Raw genomic sequence first — 22,519 nt, 5'->3', positions numbered from 1 at the left:
GTGTGTCTCCGAAATGGCTTACGAAGCGGATAAGCGCTGTATACAGACGCTGTCTTCGAGTGCTCCTTAGAAAGGAGGTGATCCAGCCGCACCTTCCGGTACGGCTACCTTGTTACGACTTAGTCCTAATCACCGATCCCACCTTCGACAGCTCCTTCCTTGCGGTTAGGCCACTGGCTTCGGGTGTTACCGACTTTCATGACTTGACGGGCGGTGTGTACAAGGCCCGGGAACGTATTCACCGCAGCGTTGCTGATCTGCGATTACTAGCGACTCCGACTTCATGAGGTCGAGTTGCAGACCTCAATCCGAACTGAGACCGACTTTTTGGGATTCGCTCCACCTTACGGTATTGCAGCCCTTTGTATCGGCCATTGTAGCATGCGTGAAGCCCAAGACATAAGGGGCATGATGATTTGACGTCATCCCCACCTTCCTCCGAGTTGACCCCGGCAGTCTCCTATGAGTTCCCACCATGACGTGCTGGCAACATAGAACGAGGGTTGCGCTCGTTGCGGGACTTAACCCAACATCTCACGACACGAGCTGACGACAACCATGCACCACCTGTTTACGAGTGTCCAAAGAGTTGACCATTTCTGGCCCGTTCTCGTATATGTCAAGCCTTGGTAAGGTTCTTCGCGTTGCATCGAATTAATCCGCATGCTCCGCCGCTTGTGCGGGCCCCCGTCAATTCCTTTGAGTTTTAGCCTTGCGGCCGTACTCCCCAGGCGGGGAACTTAATGCGTTAGCTGCGACACAGAAACCGTGGAATGGCCCCTACATCTAGTTCCCAACGTTTACGGCATGGACTACCAGGGTATCTAATCCTGTTCGCTCCCCATGCTTTCGCTCCTCAGCGTCAGTTACGGCCCAGAGATCTGCCTTCGCCATCGGTGTTCCTCCTGATATCTGCGCATTCCACCGCTACACCAGGAATTCCAATCTCCCCTACCGCACTCTAGTCTGCCCGTACCCACTGCAGGCCCGAGGTTGAGCCTCGGGTTTTCACAGCAGACGCGACAAACCGCCTACGAGCTCTTTACGCCCAATAATTCCGGACAACGCTTGCACCCTACGTATTACCGCGGCTGCTGGCACGTAGTTAGCCGGTGCTTTTTCTGCAGGTACCGTCACTTTCGCTTCTTCCCTACTAAAAGAGGTTTACAACCCGAAGGCCGTCGTCCCTCACGCGGCGTTGCTGCATCAGGCTTTCGCCCATTGTGCAATATTCCCCACTGCTGCCTCCCGTAGGAGTCTGGGCCGTGTCTCAGTCCCAGTGTGGCCGGTCACCCTCTCAGGCCGGCTACCCGTCGTCGCCTTGGTGGGCCGTTACCTCACCAACTAGCTGATAGGCCGCGAGTCCATCCTTGACCGAAATTCTTTCCAGCTCCTAGCCATGCGGCTGAAGCTCGTATCCGGTATTAGACACCGTTTCCAGTGCTTATCCCAGAGTCAAGGGCAGGTTACTCACGTGTTACTCACCCGTTCGCCACTAATCAGAGGAGCAAGCTCCCCGTCATCGTTCGACTTGCATGTGTTAAGCACGCCGCCAGCGTTCGTCCTGAGCCAGGATCAAACTCTCCATAAATGTTTGACTGCACGCCAGCAAGCTGACGGCACATCTAGCGCCGCACGCACCCGGAATAGGATGTCGATGCGACAAGTTTGAAACTGACAGAACAAATCATTACTGACTTGCTTTGTTTGTTTTAATTCAATTTCCAAAGGAATCCGTGACATCCATCGCCGCTAGAACGGCTCCGAATGCCCGGGTTTTTGGCATTTGACATTGTGCACGCTGTTGAGTTCTCAAGGATCGGACGCTCCTGATTCAACCTCACGGTCTCGCTCAGGGCAACCTGTATAACTTACCACGTCCCGGCCCGGTGTCAAATCGACCCGCCGGACACTTCCATGTCCGAACAACATCTCAATAGACCCCACGCCAGAGGCGGAAATCTCATCCAAACACCATACCAAACCGGTCACATGAACACAGTCGGAAAATAGTGGGGATTCAGTCCCCTGCTTGAGGCCGGGAAGCTCTGCGGCTTTCCGCACCTTTGGGGTGACGAGTGATTACTCTACGTGTGCCCCCGCAGCCCCGCAAAGCAACCCGCATCCCGGGCGTGTCGCAACGCGCGGCATCCAGTGTTCGCCTGCAATCGAGGGCGATCAGGAGCAGTTGCGGGTAACCCAGCCGGGAAGACCGGAGGCGTCGGTGATCGTCGACATGATCGCGAGGTTGCCGGCGCGATCGATGATCTGGGAGGACTCGACGGCCGAGACCAGGATCTGCGCCTGGTCGGCGATGGCCGCGACGTTGGTCTGCGCGGAAGCCGGCGCCAGCTGCGCGAGCTCCGCCCAGTGCGCCTGATACGCCTTCATCGCCTCGAGGGTGACCGGCAACGCGGCGACGTCGGTCGGCCAGCCGTACGCCGGGGTGTCGAGTACGTCGGGGGTCGCGGCGATGGCTTCGCAGAGCGGGGCCGCTTCGGCGAGGAGTGCCTCGGCCGCGGCATCCGCATCGCTGACGCTCTTGAGGTAGACCGCTCCCCCGGCCAAGACCAGTGTGAGCACGATCGAGATGACGGTGGCGGCGACCGCGACGCCGGTGGTCCAGCCGTGGCGACGACGGATGACGATGCGGGCGACCACGGTCACCAGCAACCCCAGCGGCGGAAGGATCACGGCGAGCACGAGACCCGCCCATTCGAGAGGCGACGTGTGCTTGCGCTCGCGCGCGGGCCGGTCGGAGAAGTCGAGCACCATGGACGGATCGATGCGGGACGGGCCGGCGGGCGCCGTCGCGACTAGGGAGTCGAACGTGTCGCTGTCGCGGAGTGCCGTCTCGTGCCCGTCCGGATCCACCATGTGCCCACTCCCTCGCTTGAAGTTGAGGATAGCGAGGGTTCGTGTCGAACGTGTTACATGGATCGGCGTGTGATGCCGGGGACTACTCCGAGATCAGGACTGCCGCGAGCGTCTTCTTGCCGCGCCGCAGCACGGCATGACCGCTCGCGAGAGCGGCGCCCGTGAAGTCGGCCGCATCATCGGTGACCGTGACGTTGTTCAGGTACACCCCGCCTTGGCCGATGGCGCGACGGGATTCGCCGAGACCCTTGGTGAGACCGGTATCGACGAGCGCCTGCGCGACCGTGGTGGTCGAGGTCACCGTTGCCGACGGGAGCTCTGCCATCGCCGCGGCGACGGTCGCGGCATCCAGAGTCTCGAGCTCGCCCTGCCCGAACAGGGCAGCCGACGCAGCGATCGCCGACTCGGTCGCGGCGACACCGTGCACGAATGCGGTTACCTCGAAAGCGAGGGTGCGCTGAGCCTCACGGCGGAACGGTTCGCTCGCCACGAGCTCGGCCAGCTGGTCGATGCGCGCACGGTCGAGGAACGTGAAGATCTTGAGCCGGTTCACGACGTCGGCGTCGTCGGTGTTGAGCCAGAACTGGTACATCGCGTACGGACTCGTCATCGTCGGGTCGAGCCAGATCGCGTTGCCCTCGCTCTTGCCGAACTTGGTGCCGTCGGAATTGGTGATCAGCGGGGTGCCGATGGCGTGCGCCGACACTCCCTCGGACCGCCGGATGAGGTCGGTGCCGCTGGTGAGGTTGCCCCACTGGTCGCTTCCGCCGGTCTGCAGGACGCAGTCGTACTGGCGGTAGAGCTCGCGGAAGTCCAGACCCTGGAGGATCTGGTAGCTGAACTCGGTGTAGCTGATGCCCGCGTCGGAGTTGAGACGCGCACTCACGGCATCCTTCTTCAGCATCGTGCCGACCCTGAAGTGCTTGCCGATGTCGCGCAGGAAGTCGATCGCCGAGAGCGGCGCCGTCCAGTCGAGGTTGTTGACGAGGCGGGCGGCGTTGTCACCCTCGAAACTCAGGAACCGCGAGACCTGGCCCTGCAGGTAGCCGACCCACTCCTTCACGACCTCGGGGGTGTTCAGAGTGCGTTCGGCCGTCGGCCGCGGGTCGCCGATCAGGCCGGTGGAACCGCCCACGAGTCCGAGCGGCTTGTGGCCCGCGAGCTGGAGGCGGCGCATGAGCAGCAGCTGCACCAGATTGCCGAGGTGCAGGCTGGGGGCGGTCGGGTCGAATCCGCAGTAGTAGGTGATCGGCGGGCCGGACAGCAGCTTCTTCAGCTCCTCCTCGTTCGTCGAGACGTGCACGAGGCCGCGCCAGACGATTTCGTCCCAGACGTCGTCGAACGAGTCGTCGTTGCGCTGGACTGCGGGTACCTGGGCTGCTGGAGAAGACACCCGTACAGGCTAGTCGACCAACCGGTCACGATCGTTTCTTGGGGGCGTGGGCCTTATAGGGCGAGACCGTCGGATCGCCCGGAAGCCAGAACCGCCACGGGTAGGCGTCGGTACCGCCGGGACCCGAGACACCGGTGCGCGGGCCCGTCGAGAACGTGGATGGCGCGGCCGACATTTCGAGCCGCAGCGGCCCCGCGGCGAGATCGGTGCCGCCGTCGGCGAGGGTGATTCCGAGGGCGACGGTGAGCCGCGCCGGTCCGCGGGCCAGGTCGGCCGGGGTGCGCGAGGTCGTGCGGCGCATCGCGGCGATCCCGCGTCCCTCGACGATTTCGCCGGCGCGCAGCAACACCGCCGACGAAGTGCCCGCGGGCGAGCAGACCACGTTCGCGCAGACGTGCATGCCGTAGGTGAAGTAGGTGTACAGGTGCCCGGGCTCGCCGAACATCACCGAGTTGCGCGGGGTCTTGCCACGGAACGAGTGCGAACCGGGGTCGTCGCCGACCCCCAGGTAGGCCTCGACCTCGGTGATGCGCAGCACCACCTCGCCCGCGACGAGGTGGGAGCCGAGCAACTCGGGGGCGACCTCGACCGCGGGGCGGGCGAGGAAGCTCCGGTCGAACATCGGGGCTTGTATCTTCGGACCTAGAAGACCGGGATGCCGAGCACGATCGCCGCGACGATCGCGCCAACGAGGATCAGGCCCGCGACGGAGATGACGATGATGCGGCCGCGGTTCTGCAGCGGCTCGTACCAGCTGAAACCGGGCTTCTTCTTGTCGGCCATGTCAGCTGGCCGCGTTCAGGGCGCGCACGCGCGCGGTGAGGGCGGCGAGCTGTTCGGCCACGCGCACGGGGGCGGTGCCTCCGGCGCCGTCGCGGCTCGCGATCGAGCCGTCGACCGTGAGTACCTCGCGCACGCCGGCGGTGAGGTGGGGCGACACGGCGAGGTACTGCTCGTCGGTCGGCTCGTGGAGTTCGAGACCGTTCTCCTCGCAGAACCGCACGAGCGATCCGCTCACCTCGTGGGCCTCGCGGAACGGGATGCGCTGGCGCACGAGCCAGTCGGCCACGTCGGTCGCGAGCGAGAAACCCTGGGGCGCGAGGTCGCGCATGCGGTCGGTGTTGAACCGCAGGGTGGCGACCATGCCGGTGAAGGCGGGCAGCAGTACCTCGAGGGTCTCGACCGAGTCGAACACCGGCTCTTTGTCTTCCTGCAGGTCGCGGTTATAGGCGAGCGGCAGGCCCTTGAGCGTCGCGAGCAGCCCGGTGAGGTTGCCGATGAGCCGGCCGGCCTTGCCGCGGGCGAGTTCGGCGATGTCGGGGTTCTTCTTCTGCGGCATGATCGACGACCCGGTGGAGAACGCGTCGTCGAGTTTGACGAAATCGAATTCGCGGGTGTTCCAGAGGATGATCTCCTCGGCGAGACGGGAGACGTCGACGCCGATCTGCGCGGTGATGAACGCGAACTCGGCGACGTTGTCTCGGCTCGCTGTCGCGTCGATCGAATTTTCGGTGGGGCCGGAGAGGCCCAGTTCACGCGCGACGAGGACGGGGTCGAGGCCGAGCGAACTGCCGGCGAGGGCGCCGGAACCGTACGGGCTAGTCGATGCGCGCACGCGCCAGTCGCGCAGACGTTCGAGGTCGCGCACGAGCGGCCAGGCGTGGGCCAGCAGGTGGTGCGCGAGCAGCACGGGCTGCGCGTGCTGCAGGTGCGTGCGGCCCGGCATCACCGCGTCGATGTGGTTCTCGGCCTGGCTCGCGATCGCGTCGATGAGCTGCACCACGAGGTGGCCGATCGCCGCCGAGTGGTCGAGCAGGTAGAGCCGGATCAGCGTGGCGATCTGGTCGTTGCGGCTGCGCCCCGCGCGGAGCTTTCCACCCAGTTCGGTGCCGGTGAGTTCGATCAGGCCGCGCTCGAGCGCGGCGTGCACGTCCTCTTCGTCCTCGCGCGCTTCGAAGTCTCCCGAGACCACGGCGAGGCCCAGCTCGGAAATCGCCGCGAGCATCCGCTCGAGTTCGTCGTCTGTCAGGTAGCCCGCCGCGGCGAGCGCCTTCGCGTGCGCGCTCGAACCGGCGAGGTCGTAGCCCGCGAGCTGCCAGTCGAAGTGGATCGAGCGGCTCAGCCGCGCGAGTTCGGGCGACGGCCCGCTGGCGAAGCGTGCTCCCCAGAGGGAGCCTTCGCCCGTGGATCCAGCGGTGCCGTCACCCTGTGCCATCGTTCTACTCGCTCGCTGCGTCGCGACGGGCCGAGATCTTGCTCGGAAGCGACCAGATCTCGATGAAGCCCTTCGACAGCGACTGGTCGAACGTGTCGCCGGTGTCGTAAGTCGCGAGGCTGAAGTCGTACAGGCTCTTGTCGCTCTTCTGGCCGGTGACGACGGCGCGGCCGCCCTGCAGCTTGAGGCGGATGTCGCCCGAGACGTACTTCTGGGTGTGGTCGATGAACGCGTCGAGGCTGCGCTTGAGACCGGAGAACCAGAGCCCGTCGTAGACCAGGTTCGACCATTCGGCTTCGACGCTGCGCTTGTAACGGTTGACGTCGCGCTCGAGAGTGAGACTCTCGAGGGCCTCGTGCGCGGCGATGAGCGCGATGGCGCCGGGCGCCTCGTAGACCTCGCGGCTCTTGATGCCGACCAAGCGGTCCTCGACGACGTCGATGCGGCCGACGCCGTGCTTGCCGGCGACGGCGTTGAGCTCCTCAATGATCGCGAGCGGGCTCAGCGAGACACCGTCGATGGCGACGGGGATACCGGCCTCGAACGTGATGGTGATCTCGTCGGCCTCCTTGAAGACCGAGGGGTCCTGGGTGTACTCGTAGAGGTCCTCGATCGGGGCGTTCCACGGGTCCTCGAGGAATCCGGTCTCGACCGCGCGGCCCCAGACGTTCTTGTCGATGGAGTACGGGTTCTTGGCGCTCTGGCGGATGGGGAGGTTGTGCTCCTCCGCGTAGATGATCGCCTTGTCGCGGGTGAGCGCGAGGTCGCGTACGGGCGCGATGCTGGTGAGGTCGGGGGCGAGTGCGGCGACGGCGGCCTCGAAGCGCACCTGGTCGTTGCCCTTGCCGGTGCAGCCGTGGGCGACACTGTCGGCACCGAGGCGCTTCGCGGTGATCGCGAGGTGCTTGGCGATGACGGGGCGGCTCAGTGCCGAGACCAGCGGGTAGGTCTTCTGGTACATGGCGTTGGCCTTGAGGGCGGGCATGAGGAAGTCCGCGGCGAATTCGTCCTTCGCGTCGACGACGATCGAGTCGACGGCGCCGCAGTCGAGCGCTCGCTGGCGGATGTCGTCCATGTCTTCGCCGCCCTGGCCGACGTCGACGGCGAGCGCCACGACCTCTTTGCCAGTGGCGTCTTTGAGCCAGCCGATTCCTACCGAAGTGTCCAGTCCGCCTGAGTAGGCAAGGACGACGCGTTCCGCCATGTGTGTTTTCTCCTTGGGTTAAATCATTGACAAGACTACCGGCGGTCGGCCGTGTCGGCCGCCCACCGGGAGGCGCGCGTGAGCGCCTGTTCGAGGGGGCCGCGGCCCACGGCCACCGCCCAGATACTGCACGCGACGAGTGCCCCGACGACGAAGCCGAGGTACAGGCCGTTGTCGGGCTGCGCGAACGCGTCGCGGCCGATCACCGCGACGATGAGCACGTGCACGGTGTACGCGCTGAGCGCCATCGAGCCCACGGCGGCCACCGGGAAGAGGGGCCACTTGGCCACCCGCGCGGCCAGCAGGCAGAGCGCGACCACGAGGATCGCGAAGCCGGCCGAGCCGACGACCTCGAACTGGCTGCCGCTGTGCGCTTCGACCGTGGCGAGCACGGAGAAGTCGACGGTCCCGACCGGCGGGCTCACGGCCGGTGCGGGTACCTCCGCCTGCGCCACCACTCCCCCGCCGTACCCCACGACCGCGAGCACGAAGCCGGCGGCGAGCATCCAGAGCTGCACGCGGATCGCGGCGAGATCGAGCCGTCCGATACCGACGCCGGCGAGCACGAAGGCGATCCAGATGACACCCGGGTAGTGGCCGGTGAAGAGCAGCTCCATGATGGCTCCGCCTCCGCCCTCTCCCCCGCTGGCGACGATGAGCTGCACGAACGGCGCGATCAGCGCGACCGTCCCGGCCAACGCGAAGAGCCGCGGCGATCGCCACCGCAGGAACGGCAGGGCGAGCACGAACAGCGCGGCATAGGTCGGCAGGATGATCGCGATGCCCGAGCCGAGGAACTCGAGGAACCCGCCGAGCCCGAAGATGATCGCGGCCCGGGTGAAAATGCGCACGCGCGCCTGCACCAGTTCGACCCCGTCGAGGGTGCGGGTGCCGCCCGAGATGATCGCGATCGAGACGCCGGCGAGCAACGCGAAGAGGATCGACGACCGGCCGTTGACCACGTCGAGCCAGGTGCCAGGCCGGGCAAAGTCGAACGGCTCGGTGAGACCGACGTGGGCGCCGTACATTCCGAGCACCGCCAGACCGCGGGCGATGTCGATGCCGACGATCCGCGGCGCCCTGCCGTACGCACGCAGGCGTGCGACGACAGGGTTCACCGCGTCCGTCGGCGAGAGGCTCATGCCCGCTCGAGCAACCAGACGAGGAGCGCCTTCTGGGCGTGCAGGCGGTTCTCCGCCTCGTCCCAGATGACGCTCTGCTCGCCGTCGATCACGTCGGCGGTCACCTCGTAGCCACGGTCGGCGGGGAGGCAGTGCAGGAAGAGCGCGTCGGGCTTCGCGAGCGCCATCAGGGCGGAGTCGACCTGGTAGGCGCCGAAGGTGGCGACGCGTTCGGCCTTCTCGTCCTCTTTGCCCATCGACACCCAGGTGTCGGTGACAACGATATCGACCCCGGTGACGGACTCGGCCGGGTCGGTGAAGAGCGCGACCGAGCCGCCGTTGGCCGCGGCGATCGTCTCGGCGTCGACGACGACCTGCGGGTCGGGTACGTAGGCGTCGGGGCTCGCGATGCGCACGTTCATGCCCGCCACGGCACACGCCAGCAGGTAGGACTGCGCCATGTTGCTGCGGCCGTCGCCGAGGAAGGTGACGGTGAGGCCGGCGAGTTCGCCGCGGTGCTCGCGGATGGTGAGCAGGTCGGCGAGAAGCTGGCACGGGTGGAAGTCGTCGCTGAGCGCGTTGACCACGGGAACGGTGGTCTCGAGCGCCATCTGCTCGAGGCCACTCTGCGCGTAGGTGCGCCAGACGATCGCCGAGACCATGCGCTCGAGCACGCGGGCGGTATCGCTCGGCGTCTCTTTGCCACCGAGCTGGCTGTTCGCCGTGGAGATGATGAGCGGGCTGCCGCCGAGGTCGGCGATGCCGACGGCGAAAGAGACGCGGGTGCGGGTCGACGACTTGTCGAAGATGACGGCGACGGTCTGTGGTCCGGCGAGCGGCTTCGAGGCGTAGCGGTCCTTTTTGAGTTCGACGGCGAGGTCGAGGATCTCGAGCTGCTCGGCCTGGGTCAGGTCGTCGTCGCGGAGAAAGTGGCGGGTCATGCGGAAGCCTCCAAGGCCTGGGTGAAGAGGGTGATGAATTCGGCGATCTCGGAGTCGCCGATGATGAGGGGCGGCGCGAGTCGGATGCTCGACTCGTTCGGCGCGTTGACGATGAGGCCGAGCTCGAGTGCACGCGCCGTGACGGCCGCGGCGACCGGCGCAGTCAGACCGACGCCGATCAGCAGGCCCTCCCCGCGCAGTTCGGCGACGAGCGGAGAGCCGATGGCGGTGATCGCCGCGCGCAGTTGTGCGCCGCGCAGTGCCGCGTTCTCGACGAGTCCCGACGCCTCGATCTCGCCGAGCACCGCGTTGGCGGCGGCGGTCGCGAGCGGGTTGCCGCCGAAGGTCGTGCCGTGCTGGCCGGGAGTGAAGAGGCCGGATGCCGCACCGAAGGTCACGAGAGCCCCGACGGGGATTCCGCCGCCCATACCCTTCGCGAGCGTGATCGCATCGGGCACGATGCCCTCGCGCTGGTACGCGAACCAGACGCCGGTGCGGCCGGCTCCGGTCTGGATCTCGTCGAGGATCAACAGCGCACCGAACTCCGTGGTCAGTTCGCGGGCGCGCTTCAGGAACCCGGCCGGCAGGTCGATGACCCCGGCCTCGCCCTTGATCGGCTCGATCACGATCGCGGAGACGTCGTCGCCGATCGCGGCCTCGAGCGCCTCGATCGTGGAATCGATGTGCACGACGTTCGGCACGAGCGGCTCGAACGGTTCGCGCAGCGCGGTCTTGCCGGTGAGCGCGAGAGCGCCCATCGTGCGGCCGTGGAACGAGTTGTTCAGCGCGATGATCTTCTTGTGCTGCCCGTTGCGGCGGGCCAGCTTGACCGCCGCCTCGTTCGCCTCGGTGCCGGAGTTCGCGAAGTAGACGCGTCCGCTGTCGCCCGCGCCGGTCAGACGCAGCAGTCGCTCGGCCAGCTCGACCTGCGGTGGGGTGGCGAAGTAGTTGGAGACGTGGGCGATGGTCGCGACCTGGCGGCTGACCGCCTCGACCAGCACCGGGTGGGCGTGGCCGAGCGCGTTCACGGCGATGCCGCCGAGGAAGTCGAGGTAGCGCTTGCCGTCGGCGTCCCAGACCTGGCAGCCCTCGCCGCGCACGAGTGTGGTGAGCGGTGCTGACCAGTTGCCCATCATGGTGGAGGTGAAGCGCGACTTGTAGGCCGCGGTGCTGTCGTTCATACGGGTACCACCTCCGTGCCGACACCGCTGTGGGTGAAGACCTCGAGCAGGATCGAGTGCGGCTCGCGGCCGTCGATGATCGCGGCCTTGGCCACACCACCCTCGACGGCCTCGAGGCACGCGGTCATCTTGGGGATCATGCCCGACTCGAGCGCGGGCAGCAGCTCGGTGAGCTCCTCCGTGTCGATGATCGAGATGAGCGAATCGCGGTTGGGCCAGTCGCGGTAGAGACCGGCGACGTCGGTGAGGATCACCAGTTTGGCCGCGCCGAGCTCGATCGCGAGCGCTGCGGCGGCCGAGTCGGCGTTGATGTTGAGGGACTGGCCCGGCGCGTCGAGATCGGGGGCGATAGACGCCACCACCGGGATGCGGCCGGCTTCGACCGCTTCCAGGATCGCCGCGGCATCCACCTCGACGACGTCGCCGACCAGGCCGAGGTCGACCGGCTGTCCGTCGACGACGGCACCCCGGCGGCGTCCGCCGAAGAGTCCGCGGTCTTCGCCGGAGATGGCGACGGCCAGACCGGGCTGGTGCTCGTTGACGAGTTCGGCGAGGTCGCGGCTGATCGTGCCGGAGAGCACGTCGCGCACCACCTCGATCGACTCGGGGGTCGTGACCCGGTAGCCGCCGCGGAACTCGCTGTCGATGCCGAGTTCGGCGAGGCGCTTGGAGATCTGCGGCCCGCCGCCGTGCACGACGACGGGGTGGATGCCGGCGAAGTGCAGGTACGCCATGTCTTCGGCGAACGCGCGCTGCAGCTCGTCGTCGACCATGGCGTTGCCGCCGAACTTCACGACGATGATCTTCTTGTGGAACTGCTTGAGCCACGGCAGCGACTCGATCAGCACGGCGGTCTTGATGCCGACCTCGAGGCCCTGGGCTTCCCTGAAGACGCCCATCAGCTGGAGTACGCGCTGTTCTCATGCACGTAGTCGTGCGTGAGGTCGTTGGTGAGGATCGTCGCGGTTGCCGTGCCGACCTTGAGGTCGATGAGCACGTGCGTGGCGCGCGGGGTGAGGTCGACGGCGTCGGACGGCTGGTCGGGCTCCCCCGAGCGGCAGACCCGTACGCCGTTCATCGTGACGTCAACGTCGTAGGGGTCGAATTCGGCGGTCGTCGTTCCGATCGCGGCGAGCACGCGGCCCCAGTTCGGGTCGTTGCCGAAGACGGCGGCCTTGAACAGGTTGTTGCGGGCGACGGAACGGCCGACCTCGACCGCGTCGTCCTCGCTGGCCGCGTTGATCGTCTCGATCGAGATGTTGTGGCTCGCGCCCTCGGCGTCGGCCTGCAGCTGGGCGGCGAGGTCGGCGCAGATCGCGGTGACGGCGGCGGTGAGCGCCTCGAGGCTCGGGGTGACGCCGGAGGCGCCGCTCGCGAGCAGCGACACCTGGTCGTTGGTCGACATGCAGCCGTCGGAGTCGAGCCGGTCGAACGTGACGCGCGTGGCGGCACGGAGCGCGGAATCGAGGTCGGCACTCGTGACGAGCGCGTCGGTGGTGAGCACGACGAGCATCGTGGCGAGACCCGGTGCGAGCATGCCCGCGCCCTTCGCCATGCCGCCGATGGACCAGCCGGCGCCCTGCACGACGGATTCCTTCGGCTTCGAGTCCGTGGTCATGATCGCGAGGGCCGCGTCGTGTCCGCCGTCGGCGCTCAGCGCGGGCACCGCGGTGGCGACTCCCCCGAGCACCTTGTCGCGGAAGTCCTGCCCGCCGACCCCGATGAGGCCGGTGGAACAGACGAGCACGTCGCCGGACGAGATGCCGAGTCCCTCGGCCACGGCCTCGGCCGTCGCGTGCGAGGTCTGGAAACCGAACGACCCGGTGTAGCAGTTGGCCCCGCCCGAGTTGAGCACGATCGCCGAGACGATGCCGTCGGTGATCACCTGCTGCGACCAGATGATGGGGTTGGCCTTGGCGCGGTTGCTGGTGAAGACGACGGCCGCGGCCTGTTCCGGTCCGAGGTTCTGCACCAGGGCGACATCCTGCTTGCCCGTCGATTTGAGACCGGCGACGACTCCTGTTGCGACGAATCCTGCCGGGTGTGTGACGCTCACGGTGCTACTCCATTGGTGCTGAGACCCGTGGTTTCTGCGAAACCGAGGGCGATATTGGCTGATTGGATGGCGGCGCCGGCGGTTCCCTTGACGAGATTGTCGATCGCGGTGACCGTGACGACGCGGCCGGTCGACTCGTCGACGGCGAGGCCGACGAGCGCGGTGTTGGCGCCGACGGTGTCCGCGGTGCGCGGGAACTCGCCCTCGGGCAGCAGGTGCACGAAGGGCTCGTCGGCGTAGGCGGTCTCGAACGCGGACCGCACCTGCGCGGCGGTGACGCCGGGGGCGAGTTTGGCGGTGGACGTCGCGAGGATTCCCCGGCTCATCGGCACGAGCATCGGAGTGAACGACACGCTCACCGCGGTGCCGCCGGCCAGCGCCAGGTTCTGCCGGATCTCGGGGGTATGACGGTGGGTGCCGCCGACGCCGTACGCGGAAGCGGATCCGAGGATCTCGCTCGCGAGCAGGTTCGTCTTGAGAGCCTTGCCGGCACCGGACGGGCCGACCGCGAGGATCGCGACGATGTCGTCGGCCTCGAGGACACCGGCTTGGATGCCCGGCGCGAGGCCGAGCGAGATGGCGGTGACATTGCAGCCGGGGACGGCGATGTGGCTGGCGCCGACGATCTCGTCGCGGTGCTTGGTGCCGTCGGCGTGGATCAGCTCGGGCAGGCCGTAGGTCCAGGCACCGAAGTACTCGCCGCCGTAGAAGTCGGCCCAGTCGCTCTCGCTCGTGAGGCGGTGGTCGGCCCCGCAGTCGATGACGAGGGTTCCCTCGGGCAGGGCCGCCGTGATCTCTCCCGACTTGCCGTGCGGCAGGGCGAGGAAGACGACGTCGTGCCCGGCGAGGTTCTCGGGGGTGGTCGCGACGAGCGTGAGGTGCGCGAGAGAGCGCAGGTGGGGCTGGAGGGAGATGAGCTTCTCCCCGGCGTTGTTGAACGCGGTGACGGTGGTGACGGTGAACTCCGGGTGCGCGGCGAGCAACCGGAGGAGCTCGCCTCCGGCGTAGCCGCTAGCGCCGGCGACGGCAACGGAAAGTGACATGACTCAACCTTATTCAGTGGGGTGATGGGAATGAGGCGGCGGCGAGGTGGACGGGGACCACGGATGGGTCGACCCTGTCGGGTGCTCGACGCCTAGAGTCGCTCGGAGGTGGCACGACGTCGCAGCCCGAAAGACAGCACGGAGCTGGTCGGGAGTGCGATGCGAGAAATGGCCACGGAGCGAGCGTACTGTACGCGGCACCTGTTGGCCGAATCGGTGGTTGAGTAGGGCCGTCTACGGCCCGAATCGAAACCGTGGCGCGACGCGACAGGGTTTCGATACGGTCATGGGCGAGCCATATCGCGGCATTTCAGCGCTGAATTTGACGAATCAAGTAATCCCAACAAGGCGCGCAAGCAAGAATTGCCTCGCCTGCTGCCCGGCTTTCATTGGCAACCTAGGGATACAAGAGCTCTGGCGACTACATACCGCGGCTGACTATAGCTAGCTGGACACGACGCTCAATTCATGGGTCGACTGAGTCGCGACGCCGACACACCTCATCGAACGGAGCATGCTAACTCGAAGCACTACCCGGTGAAAGCAGACATGTCTCCTCGTCCCAACAGGAATCTGACTACCTTCCAGCCAAGCGGCGTTATGCGTCGAGTCCAGGTTTCCGCTGGTCTCGTCCTCTCGGTGAATTCGATTAGACCCAAGTCCACAAGCCTTTGAGTCGCAGGGGTGAGGTTGGTTACATTTCTCAGTACGCCTTCGGGCTGACGCCCGCGTCGTGCTTTATCCAGATCGGAGTATGCCCGACTGCTCAGTGTGGATAATTCAAGAGGCGACAAAGACTTGAATACTTCGAAAGCACGCTTGCCGTCGTGGTCAGCGTCCGGAAGTGATTTCACCGAATCCAGTAGGTCAGAAAACCTGTCGGAATCAGGAATGCGCGGGGGCGATCCTGCCGAGCGCTGAGCCGTCCTCGAGGCCGAAACGTTTTCGAAGGCCGTTTTCAATGTCTTTTGGAGATTCTCCGACAGTGCATCTACATCAATACTCGGCGCGGAATCATTCTCTCCGGGTGTCATTGGATTTTCGGCGTCGTCGCCATCGGCAGTGGCAACTTCCGTCACTGCGTTTCGAATGAGGTCGCTGCCAAGGGCTGCATCAAGAACCTTGGTGAACTGCTCACGTTGATTGGCAAGGAGCGAGTCAGACTGGGCAGTTATCTGCGCCAATAGCCCGCGAGTCTCCGCATTAACCCTCCCAATTTCCGTTTGCTGGTGCGCTTGTCCCTGCGCCTGCGATAGAGACACCACAATCTGCGCCGCGAAGGCCAGGATTGCCAGCGCCAAAGCGACGGTTGACAACGCATCTACCTCGCTAATCGTCGCGACGACAGCCAAAGTTCCAAGCGAGCCCGTAGCCAGTATCCCGAGTCCCAGCGATAGTGCTGGCCAGCCAATCGTCAGTCCGGGCTTCCCCAAACGTTTCTCGCTCGACGACCTGTCCACATTCGTCCTCCACCCTTTTGCCAATGAGCATATATCAAATACTGACAGTGAGGTAGCGACCGCCACCGATTGAACCCGACATTCTTCACCGTTGACATACGGGGAGGAGGATCTCCGGCGCTCCTTCTGGCTGCTTTAAGGAGCTACTCGCGCAGCGTCGCCCCGAACCGCTCGGCCGCGAGCGTCACCGCGGCGGTCTTCGCCTCGGTGGCCTCGGCCGCGGTCAGCGTGCGGTCGGGAGCGCGGAAGCGCAGCGCGAAGGTCAGCGACTTGCTGCCGTGGTCGATGCCGGTGCCGCGGTAGTCGTCGACGAGCCGCGCGTTCTCGAGGAGCGCACCGGCACCCTCGATCACGACGGCGAGCACGTCGCCGGCCGCGGTGTCGGCGGAGACGACGAGCGACAGGTCCTGCGTCGCGGCCGGGAACGACACGATCGTCGACGGCGTGACGTCCTCGGAGGCGGTCGCGATGAGCGCGTCGAGGTCGACCTCGAGCAGCGCGACCACGCGGGGCAGGTCGCGGTCGTCCGCGATCGCCGGGAGCAGTTCGCCGGCGTAGCCGACGAGGGTCTCCCCCACCCAGAGCGACGCGGTGCGTCCGGGGTGCATGGCCTGGTGGCTGCCCTGGCGAACGGTCAGCGCGGTACCGACCGAGAGCGCGAGCTGGTGCGCGGCGCCGAGGGCGTCGGCGAGACCGGAGGCGACAGCGACGGCGCCCGGCTGCTTGGGGCTGGCGTCGCCGACGAAGAGCGCGGCGACGTGCCACGGCTGCGGCGGGATGCCGGCGTTGAGCTCGGCGAGCTTCTCGACGGAGGGGCGCTCGGTGCCGCTGGGCAGCGGGCCGCTGCCGTAAGAGACCCCGGCGACGGGCTGGAAGACCAGGCCGATCTCGTAGAGCGCGAGGTCGGTGAGACCACGCGACAGGTTGCGGCGTGCGGCGTCGATGAGGCCGGGCAGCAGCGAGACGCGCATCCAGGCCGACTCGGAGTCGAGCGCGTTCGCGAGCTTGATCGCGGTGACCTTTTCGGCGGTCGCGGAGCCGAACAGCTGGTTCGCGGCGTCGGTGACGAACGGGTAGGACAGCACCTCGGTGAGTCCGCCGCTCGCGAGTCCCTGCGACGCGGCGCGGCGCAGGCGCTGCGGGCGGGTCAGGCCGCGGCCGGGAGGCGCGGTGGGCAGTACCGACGGGATGCGGTCGTAGCCGACGATGCGGGCGACCTCCTCGACGAGGGTCGCCTTGTCGGTGAGGTCGGGGCGCCAGCTCGGCGGCGTCACGATGTAGGCGCCGGCCGCGGGCGCGATCGTCGCGCCGATGGTCGTGAGCGCCGTCTCGATCTCGAGCGGGGTGTAGTCGACGCCGATGATGCGCGCGGCGTAGTCGGTCGGCAGTTCGATCGCCTCGGCGGGCGCGTAGGTGCTGTACGAGGAGCCGAGCGTGTCGACGGTTCCGCCGGCGAGCTCGACGAGCAACTGGGCGACGCGCGCGGCGGCCGGAGCCGCGACGAGCGGGTCGACACCGCGCTCGAAGCGCTTGGCCGCCTCGCTCGGCAGCTTGTGGCGGCGGGCGCTGCGGGCGATCGACACGGGGTCGAAGTTCGCGGCCTCGATGAGCACGTCGGTGGTGCCCGCGCCGATCTCGGTGGTCGCGCCGCCCATCACGCCGGCGAGGCCGATCGGGCCGGACCCGTCGGTGATGAGCAGGTCTTCGACGTGGAGCGTGCGGGTCTGGCCGTCGAGCGTGACGATCGTCTCGCCCGCGGTCGCGCGGCGCACGGTGATGCCGTCGGTGAGCGTGGCCAGGTCGTAGCCGTGGATCGGCTGGCCGAGTTCGAGCATCACGTAGTTGGTGATGTCGACGGCGAGCGAGATCGAGCGCATTCCGGCGAGGGCGAGACGAGCGACCATCCATGACGGGGTCGGGCGGGTCGCGTCGATGCCGCGCACGACGAGCGTCTCGAAGACCGAGACGCCGGCGCGGCCGCGGATGGGTGCGGTGTCGGCGGCGGCGAAGGGGAAGCCCGACGCTTCGACGGGCGCAGCGACCGAGACGGGGTCGCGGAACGCCGCGCCCGTCGAGTGCGAGTACTCGCGCGCGACGCCGCGGATCGACAGCGCGTAGCCGCGGTCGGGCGTGACGTTGATCTCAACGGCGAAGTCGTGCAGGCCGAGCAGTTCGAGCGCGTCGACGCCGACCTCGGGGTCGAGCCCGAGGTTCTTGAGCAGAAGGATGCCGTCGTGCTCCTCGCCGAGACCGAGCTCGCGCGCCGACGCCATCATGCCGTCGGACACGTGCCCGTACGTCTTGCGGGCCGCGATCGGGAACGGTCCGGGCAGCACCGCGCCGGGCAGCGAGACGACGACCTTGTCACCGACGGCGAAGTTGTGGGCACCGCAGACGATTCCGCGGGGCTCGGGCTCTCCGACATCCACACTGCACCAGTTGATGGTCTTGCCGTTGGTCTGGGGCTCGGGAGTGAACTCGAGCACCTGGCCGACCACGACGGGTCCGGTGAGGTCGAAGCCGTGGAAGCCCTCTTCCTCGAAGCCGACCTTGACGAGCGCGGCGTGCAGGTGCTCGACCGAGACGTCCTCGGGCAGGTCGACGTACTCGCCGAGCCAGCTGATTGGGATACGCATCAGACCACCATTCCGAACTGCTGGCTGAAGCGGGTATCGCCCTCGACCATGTCTCTCATGTCATTCATGTCATTGCGGAACTGCAGCGTGCGGTCGATGCCCAGACCGAAGGCGAAGCCCTGGTACTCGTCGGGATCGATGCCGGCAGCGCGCAGCACGTTGCGGTTGACCATGCCGCAACCGCCCCACTCCACCCAGCGTGCGCCGCCCTTGGCGTTCGGCTGCCAGACGTCCATTTCGGCGCTCGGCTCGGTGAACGGGAAGAAGTTGGGGCGAAGACGGATCTGCGCGCCCTCGCCGAAGGTGGCGCGGGCGAGGTGCTCGAGAGTGCCGCGCAGGTTCGCCATCGTGAGGCCCTTGTCGATGGCGATGCCCTCGATCTGGTGGAACACGGGGGTGTGCGTGGCGTCGAGCTCGTCGGTGCGGTAGACGCGGCCGGGCGCGACGACGTAGACGGGCAGCTCGCGGGTGAGCAGCGAACGGCTCTGCACCGGGCTGGTGTGGGTTCGCAGCACGAGGTGCTTCTCGACCGGGTCGACGAAGAAGGTGTCCTGCATGGCGCGGGCCGGGTGGTCCTCGTCGAAGTTGAGCGAGTCGAAGTTGAACCACTCGTTCTCGAGTTCGGGGCCTTCGGCGACGTCCCAGCCCATGCTGATGAACGTGTCGCTCATCTTCTCCATCAGAAGAGAGATGGGATGGCGCGCGCCGGCCTTCCAGCGGACGGGGATCGCCGTCACGTCCACAGCCTCGGCCGCGAGCTTGGCGTTCTCCTCGGCGACGGCCAGCTCGGCCTCGCGCGCGGCGACGGCCTGGTTCACAGTGCCTCGGGCGCCGCCGACGAGCTTGCCCGCGGCGGCCTTCTGGTCGCCGGGCACGCTGCGCATCAGCGCGTTGAGCTGCGCGAGCGTCGAGGTCTCCCCCGTGTGGGCGGCGCGGGCGAGCTTGAGCTCGCTCACCGTCGTGGTTGCGGCGACCGCGGCGAGGGCGGCGTCAACCGCCGCTGCGACGGCCTCTTCGGTGATCTCGGTGGGTTCTGACACAAGCACCGAGTTTAGTCGGAACCGCTACAGCGGACCCACGCCGCCGCCCATGCCCGCGTCGGGGAGCTTCGCCATGTCGATCACGGGCTCGTCCTTTCTGCCCCGCTTGCCCTTCGCGCCGCCGGCCGTCCGACGCGCGACCACGCGGGCGAGCCAGGACAGCGACAAGTTCATCGCGAGGTAGATCGCGAGAACGATGACGAATAGCGAGAACTGGTAGTTGTTGCCGTAGTAGTTCGACAGGTACGTCATGACCCGGCGCAGCAGCTCGGGGTAGGCGATCACGTAGGCGAGCGACGTGTCCTTGAGCAGCACCACGAGCTGGGCGATGATGATCGGCAGCATCTGGCGGAACGCCTGCGGGAATTCGATCTTGAGCCGCGTCTGCACGGGGGTCAGGCCGATGGCCAGGCCCGACTCGCGCTGTCCCTTGGGCAGCGACTTGACGCCGGCGCGCAGGGCCTCGCCGATGATCGCGCCGTTGTAGATGCCGAGACCGATGACGCCGGCCCAGTACGCGCCGGTGCTGAAGACGAGGAGCGTGAAAAGCATCAGGAGCAGAACCGGGATGCCGCGGAAGAACTCGAGCAGCACCGAGGTGGGGATGCGGATCCACTTGGTGTCGGAGGTACGGCCGAAGCAGAAGAGCACGCCGAGCGTCAGCGCGAGGACGGCGGCGACCGCGGCCATGCGCAACGTGGCGAGCACACCGTCGCCGACGCCGAGCCAGAGCTGCACGTCGGTGAAGATGTCCCAGCGGCTGGGGTCGAGCAGGCTGGGGCTCACGGCGCCGTTGACCGAGACCCGCGGAGCGGCGAGGCCCGCGATGAGCCAGGCGACACCGGCCGCGATGACCACGCCGCCGATGATGGAGATGATGAACGAGCGGCGGCGGGCCTTGGGCCCGGGGACGTCGTAGAGGACCGAGTTACTCATCGCAGGATCGCCACTCTCTTCTCGACCTGGCCGGCTATCAGGCCGAGCGGGATGGTGACGACGAGGTAGAAGGCCGCGACCGCGAGCAGGATGGCGATCACTTCGTCACCCCGGACGTTGATGACGACGCTCGCCGAGGCGAACAGCTCGATCACGAAGAAGCCGCCGGCGACGGAGGTGTTCTTGGTGAGAGCGATGAAGACGTTGATGAGCGGCGGGACCACCATGCGGATCGCCTGCGGGAGGACGATGAGGCGCAGGGTCTGGCCGAATCCGAAGCCGAGGCTGCGTGCCGCTTCGGCCTGGCCGATGGGCACGCCGTTGACGCCCGAGCGGATGGCCTCGGCGAAGAACGGCGAGGTGTAGACCGTGAGGCCGGCGACCGCGAACACGAAGTAGTCGAGGCGCACACCGAGGTACGGGAGGACCACGGCGCAGAAGAAGAGGACGAGGGTGAGCGGGGTGTTGCGCACGATCTCGGTGTAGAAGGCGGCGAAGCCGCGCAGGGAACCGACCGGCGAGATCCGCATGGCGGCCACGACGACGCCCAGCACGAGCGCGAGGCTGCCGGACAGGCCGAGCAGGCCGAGGGTCTTGCCGAAACCGCTCAGGAATGTCGGAAGATTTTCGATAATGGCATCCATTGCCCACCTCCCTTTCTCGCCCGTTGACTGGCGCTGGTGACTTGCGTGACTGAGATCAGGGCCCGCGTCGCTCTCGCGGCGCGGGCCCTGATCTCGGCGGTGAGACTACGGACGCGTGTAGTTGTCCACGGCCGGGGGCGTCGGGGTCTCGAGGACCTTGCCCACCGTCGACTCCCATGCGGCGTCCCAGGTTCCGTCCTCGTAGGACTCGGTCAGCACGTCGTTGATCCACGAGCGGAACTCGTCGTCTTCGAGCGCGAGGCCGATGCCGTAGGGCTCCTCGGTGAACGGGTTGCCGACGACTTCGAACTCACCCGAGTTCTGGTCGGCGAGACCGGCGAGGATCACGTTGTCGGTCGAGACCGCGACCACGGCGCCCGAGCGCAGCGGCTCGAGGCAGTCGCCGTAGCCGGCTGCGGGAAGCACGGTCACGCCGGCGTCGACGAGGTTCTTTTCCGACGTCGAGCCGGTGACGGAGCAGACCGTCTGGCCGGCGAGGTCGTCGATGCTCTCGATCCCGTCGGGATTGCCCGCGAGGACCAGGATGTCCTGGCCGGCCTCGTAGTACGGTCCGGCGAACGAGACGACCTCTTTGCGGGTGTCGTTGATCGTGTAGGTCGCGATGACGAGGTCGACCTCGCCCGACTGGATGAACGGCTCGCGGTTCTTGGAGACCGTCTCGGTCCACTCGATGTCGTCCGCGGCGATGCCGAGCTTGGCGGCGATGAGCTTGCCGATCTCGACGTCGAATCCGACGGGGTCGCCGTCGGGGCCGGCCAGGCCGAAGAGCGGCTGGTCGAACTTCGTGCCGATAGTGATGGTGCCGGCCTCGTTGAGTGCCGCCATGGTGGTGCCGGCTTCGAACGTGACCTCCGCCTCGGGGGTCACTTCTGCTTCGGGGGCCGCCGAGTTCGTGCAGGCGCTGAGCGCGAGCACACCGGTCAGGGCGATGGCTGAGATCATTAGACTTTTTTTGAGTCTCATGGTGTCCTCCTGGTTGCTGTGGTGCTGTGTTGCTCACCCACCGGTTAGTGGGTAAGGACCTTCGAGAGGAAGTCTTGGGCTCTCGTGCTCTGGGGGTCGGTGAAGAACTTCTCGGGGGTGGCCTCTTCGACGATCGCACCGTCGGCCATGAACAGAACCCGCTGCGCGGCCTTGCGCGCGAAGCCCATCTCGTGGGTGACGACGACCATGGTCATGCCGTCCTTGGCGAGGCCGACCATCACGTCGAGCACCTCGTTGATCATCTCGGGGTCGAGTGCCGAGGTCGGCTCGTCGAAGAGCATGACCTTGGGGTCCATGGCGAGGGCGCGGGCGATGGCCACACGCTGCTGCTGGCCGCCGGAGAGCTGGGACGGCATCTTGTTCGCCTGGTTGGCGACACCGACGCGGTCGAGCAGCTCCATCGCCTTCTTGTCGGCGTCGGCCTTCGAGCGCTTGCGCACGTTCGTCTGGCCGAGGGTGACGTTCTCGAGGATCGTCTTGTGCGAGAACAGGTTGAAACTCTGGAACACCATGCCGACGTCGGCACGCAGACGGGCGAGGTCCTTGCCCTCGGCCGGGAGCGGCTTTCCGTCGATGCTGATGGTGCCGCTGTCGATGGTCTCGAGGCGGTTGATCGCCCGGCACAGCGTGGATTTACCCGAACCGCTGGGACCGATGACGACGACCACTTCGCCGCGGTGAATCGTGGTGGTGATGTCTTTCAGAACGTGGAGTTCGCCGTAGTGCTTATTGACGTGGTCTACAACGACTAGAGGTTCCATGTACCC

General features: G+C 66.7%; 19 protein-coding genes and 1 rRNA gene. All 20 read right to left on the bottom strand.

Annotation, left to right across the window (positions count from 1 at the left end):
* Positions 1-70: 70 nt before the first annotated feature.
* Positions 71-1,591: ribosomal RNA gene (locus HD599_RS03530) — 16S ribosomal RNA — on the bottom strand.
* Positions 1,592-2,178: 587 nt separating this feature from the next.
* Positions 2,179-2,877, bottom strand: a complete 699-nt coding sequence (locus HD599_RS03525) for a hypothetical protein (protein ID WP_184233690.1) — start codon at positions 2,875-2,877, stop codon at positions 2,179-2,181.
* A gap of 82 nt (positions 2,878-2,959) precedes the next feature.
* Positions 2,960-4,270, bottom strand: a complete 1,311-nt coding sequence (gene tyrS, locus HD599_RS03520) for a tyrosine--tRNA ligase (protein WP_184233688.1) — start codon at positions 4,268-4,270, stop codon at positions 2,960-2,962.
* 25 nt (positions 4,271-4,295) lie between these two features.
* Positions 4,296-4,892 (bottom strand): DNA-3-methyladenine glycosylase, encoded by a 597-nt coding sequence (locus HD599_RS03515; protein ID WP_184233686.1) that lies wholly within the window; start codon positions 4,890-4,892, stop codon positions 4,296-4,298.
* Positions 4,893-4,912: 20 nt separating this feature from the next.
* Positions 4,913-5,053, bottom strand: a complete 141-nt coding sequence (locus tag HD599_RS03510; RefSeq protein WP_184233684.1) for a hypothetical protein — start codon at positions 5,051-5,053, stop codon at positions 4,913-4,915.
* A gap of 1 nt (position 5,054) precedes the next feature.
* A complete protein-coding gene (gene argH / locus HD599_RS03505) occupies positions 5,055-6,485 on the bottom strand; it encodes an argininosuccinate lyase (protein WP_184233682.1) in 1,431 nt (476 codons plus the stop codon).
* Positions 6,486-6,489: 4 nt separating this feature from the next.
* The gene (locus tag HD599_RS03500; protein WP_184233680.1) at positions 6,490-7,689 is read right to left on the bottom strand and encodes an argininosuccinate synthase; all 1,200 of its coding nucleotides are present in this window, start codon (positions 7,687-7,689) and stop codon (positions 6,490-6,492) included.
* Between the two features lie 35 nt (positions 7,690-7,724).
* A complete protein-coding gene (locus tag HD599_RS03495) occupies positions 7,725-8,831 on the bottom strand; it encodes a DUF418 domain-containing protein (protein WP_184233678.1) in 1,107 nt (368 codons plus the stop codon).
* Positions 8,828-9,751: an ornithine carbamoyltransferase gene (argF, locus tag HD599_RS03490; protein ID WP_184233676.1), complete on the bottom strand. Its 924-nt coding sequence runs from the start codon at positions 9,749-9,751 to the stop codon at positions 8,828-8,830. The genes HD599_RS03495 and argF overlap by 4 nt, the downstream gene beginning before the upstream one ends.
* A complete protein-coding gene (locus HD599_RS03485) occupies positions 9,748-10,932 on the bottom strand; it encodes an acetylornithine transaminase (protein ID WP_184233674.1) in 1,185 nt (394 codons plus the stop codon). Before HD599_RS03485 ends, argF begins: the two co-directional genes overlap by 4 nt.
* The gene (gene argB, locus HD599_RS03480) at positions 10,929-11,831 is read right to left on the bottom strand and encodes an acetylglutamate kinase (protein WP_184233672.1); all 903 of its coding nucleotides are present in this window, start codon (positions 11,829-11,831) and stop codon (positions 10,929-10,931) included. Before argB ends, HD599_RS03485 begins: the two co-directional genes overlap by 4 nt.
* Complete coding sequence (gene argJ, locus HD599_RS03475) at positions 11,831-12,988, bottom strand: bifunctional glutamate N-acetyltransferase/amino-acid acetyltransferase ArgJ (RefSeq protein ID WP_184233670.1); 1,158 nt, start codon at positions 12,986-12,988, stop codon at positions 11,831-11,833. The genes argB and argJ overlap by 1 nt, the downstream gene beginning before the upstream one ends.
* Complete coding sequence (gene argC / locus HD599_RS03470; RefSeq protein ID WP_184233668.1) at positions 12,985-14,031, bottom strand: N-acetyl-gamma-glutamyl-phosphate reductase; 1,047 nt, start codon at positions 14,029-14,031, stop codon at positions 12,985-12,987. Before argC ends, argJ begins: the two co-directional genes overlap by 4 nt.
* Before the next feature lie 530 nt (positions 14,032-14,561).
* Positions 14,562-15,491 carry a hypothetical protein gene (locus tag HD599_RS03465; RefSeq protein ID WP_184233666.1) on the bottom strand — a complete coding sequence of 310 codons (930 nt, stop codon included), beginning with the start codon at positions 15,489-15,491 and terminating at the stop codon, positions 14,562-14,564.
* Positions 15,492-15,634: 143 nt separating this feature from the next.
* On the bottom strand, positions 15,635-18,127 hold the full coding sequence (pheT, locus tag HD599_RS03460; RefSeq protein WP_184233664.1) for a phenylalanine--tRNA ligase subunit beta: 2,493 nt from the start codon (positions 18,125-18,127) through the stop codon (positions 15,635-15,637).
* A complete protein-coding gene (gene pheS / locus HD599_RS03455) occupies positions 18,127-19,167 on the bottom strand; it encodes a phenylalanine--tRNA ligase subunit alpha (RefSeq protein ID WP_184233662.1) in 1,041 nt (346 codons plus the stop codon). Before pheS ends, pheT begins: the two co-directional genes overlap by 1 nt.
* Before the next feature lie 24 nt (positions 19,168-19,191).
* Entirely contained in the window at positions 19,192-20,103 is a 912-nt protein-coding gene (locus HD599_RS03450; RefSeq protein ID WP_184233660.1) for an amino acid ABC transporter permease, read from the bottom strand.
* Complete coding sequence (locus HD599_RS03445; protein ID WP_184233658.1) at positions 20,100-20,747, bottom strand: amino acid ABC transporter permease; 648 nt, start codon at positions 20,745-20,747, stop codon at positions 20,100-20,102. The genes HD599_RS03450 and HD599_RS03445 overlap by 4 nt, the downstream gene beginning before the upstream one ends.
* A gap of 105 nt (positions 20,748-20,852) precedes the next feature.
* The gene (locus HD599_RS03440) at positions 20,853-21,710 is read right to left on the bottom strand and encodes a glutamate ABC transporter substrate-binding protein (protein ID WP_246376081.1); all 858 of its coding nucleotides are present in this window, start codon (positions 21,708-21,710) and stop codon (positions 20,853-20,855) included.
* A gap of 65 nt (positions 21,711-21,775) precedes the next feature.
* A complete protein-coding gene (locus tag HD599_RS03435) occupies positions 21,776-22,513 on the bottom strand; it encodes an amino acid ABC transporter ATP-binding protein (protein WP_184233654.1) in 738 nt (245 codons plus the stop codon).
* Positions 22,514-22,519 lie beyond the last annotated feature (6 nt).

The organism is Conyzicola lurida, from assembly GCF_014204935.1.
Classification (GTDB): Bacteria; Actinomycetota; Actinomycetes; order Actinomycetales; family Microbacteriaceae; genus Conyzicola; species Conyzicola lurida.
Note: the sequence above shows the minus strand (reverse complement) of the source record. Positions and strands in the feature narration are given on the sequence as shown.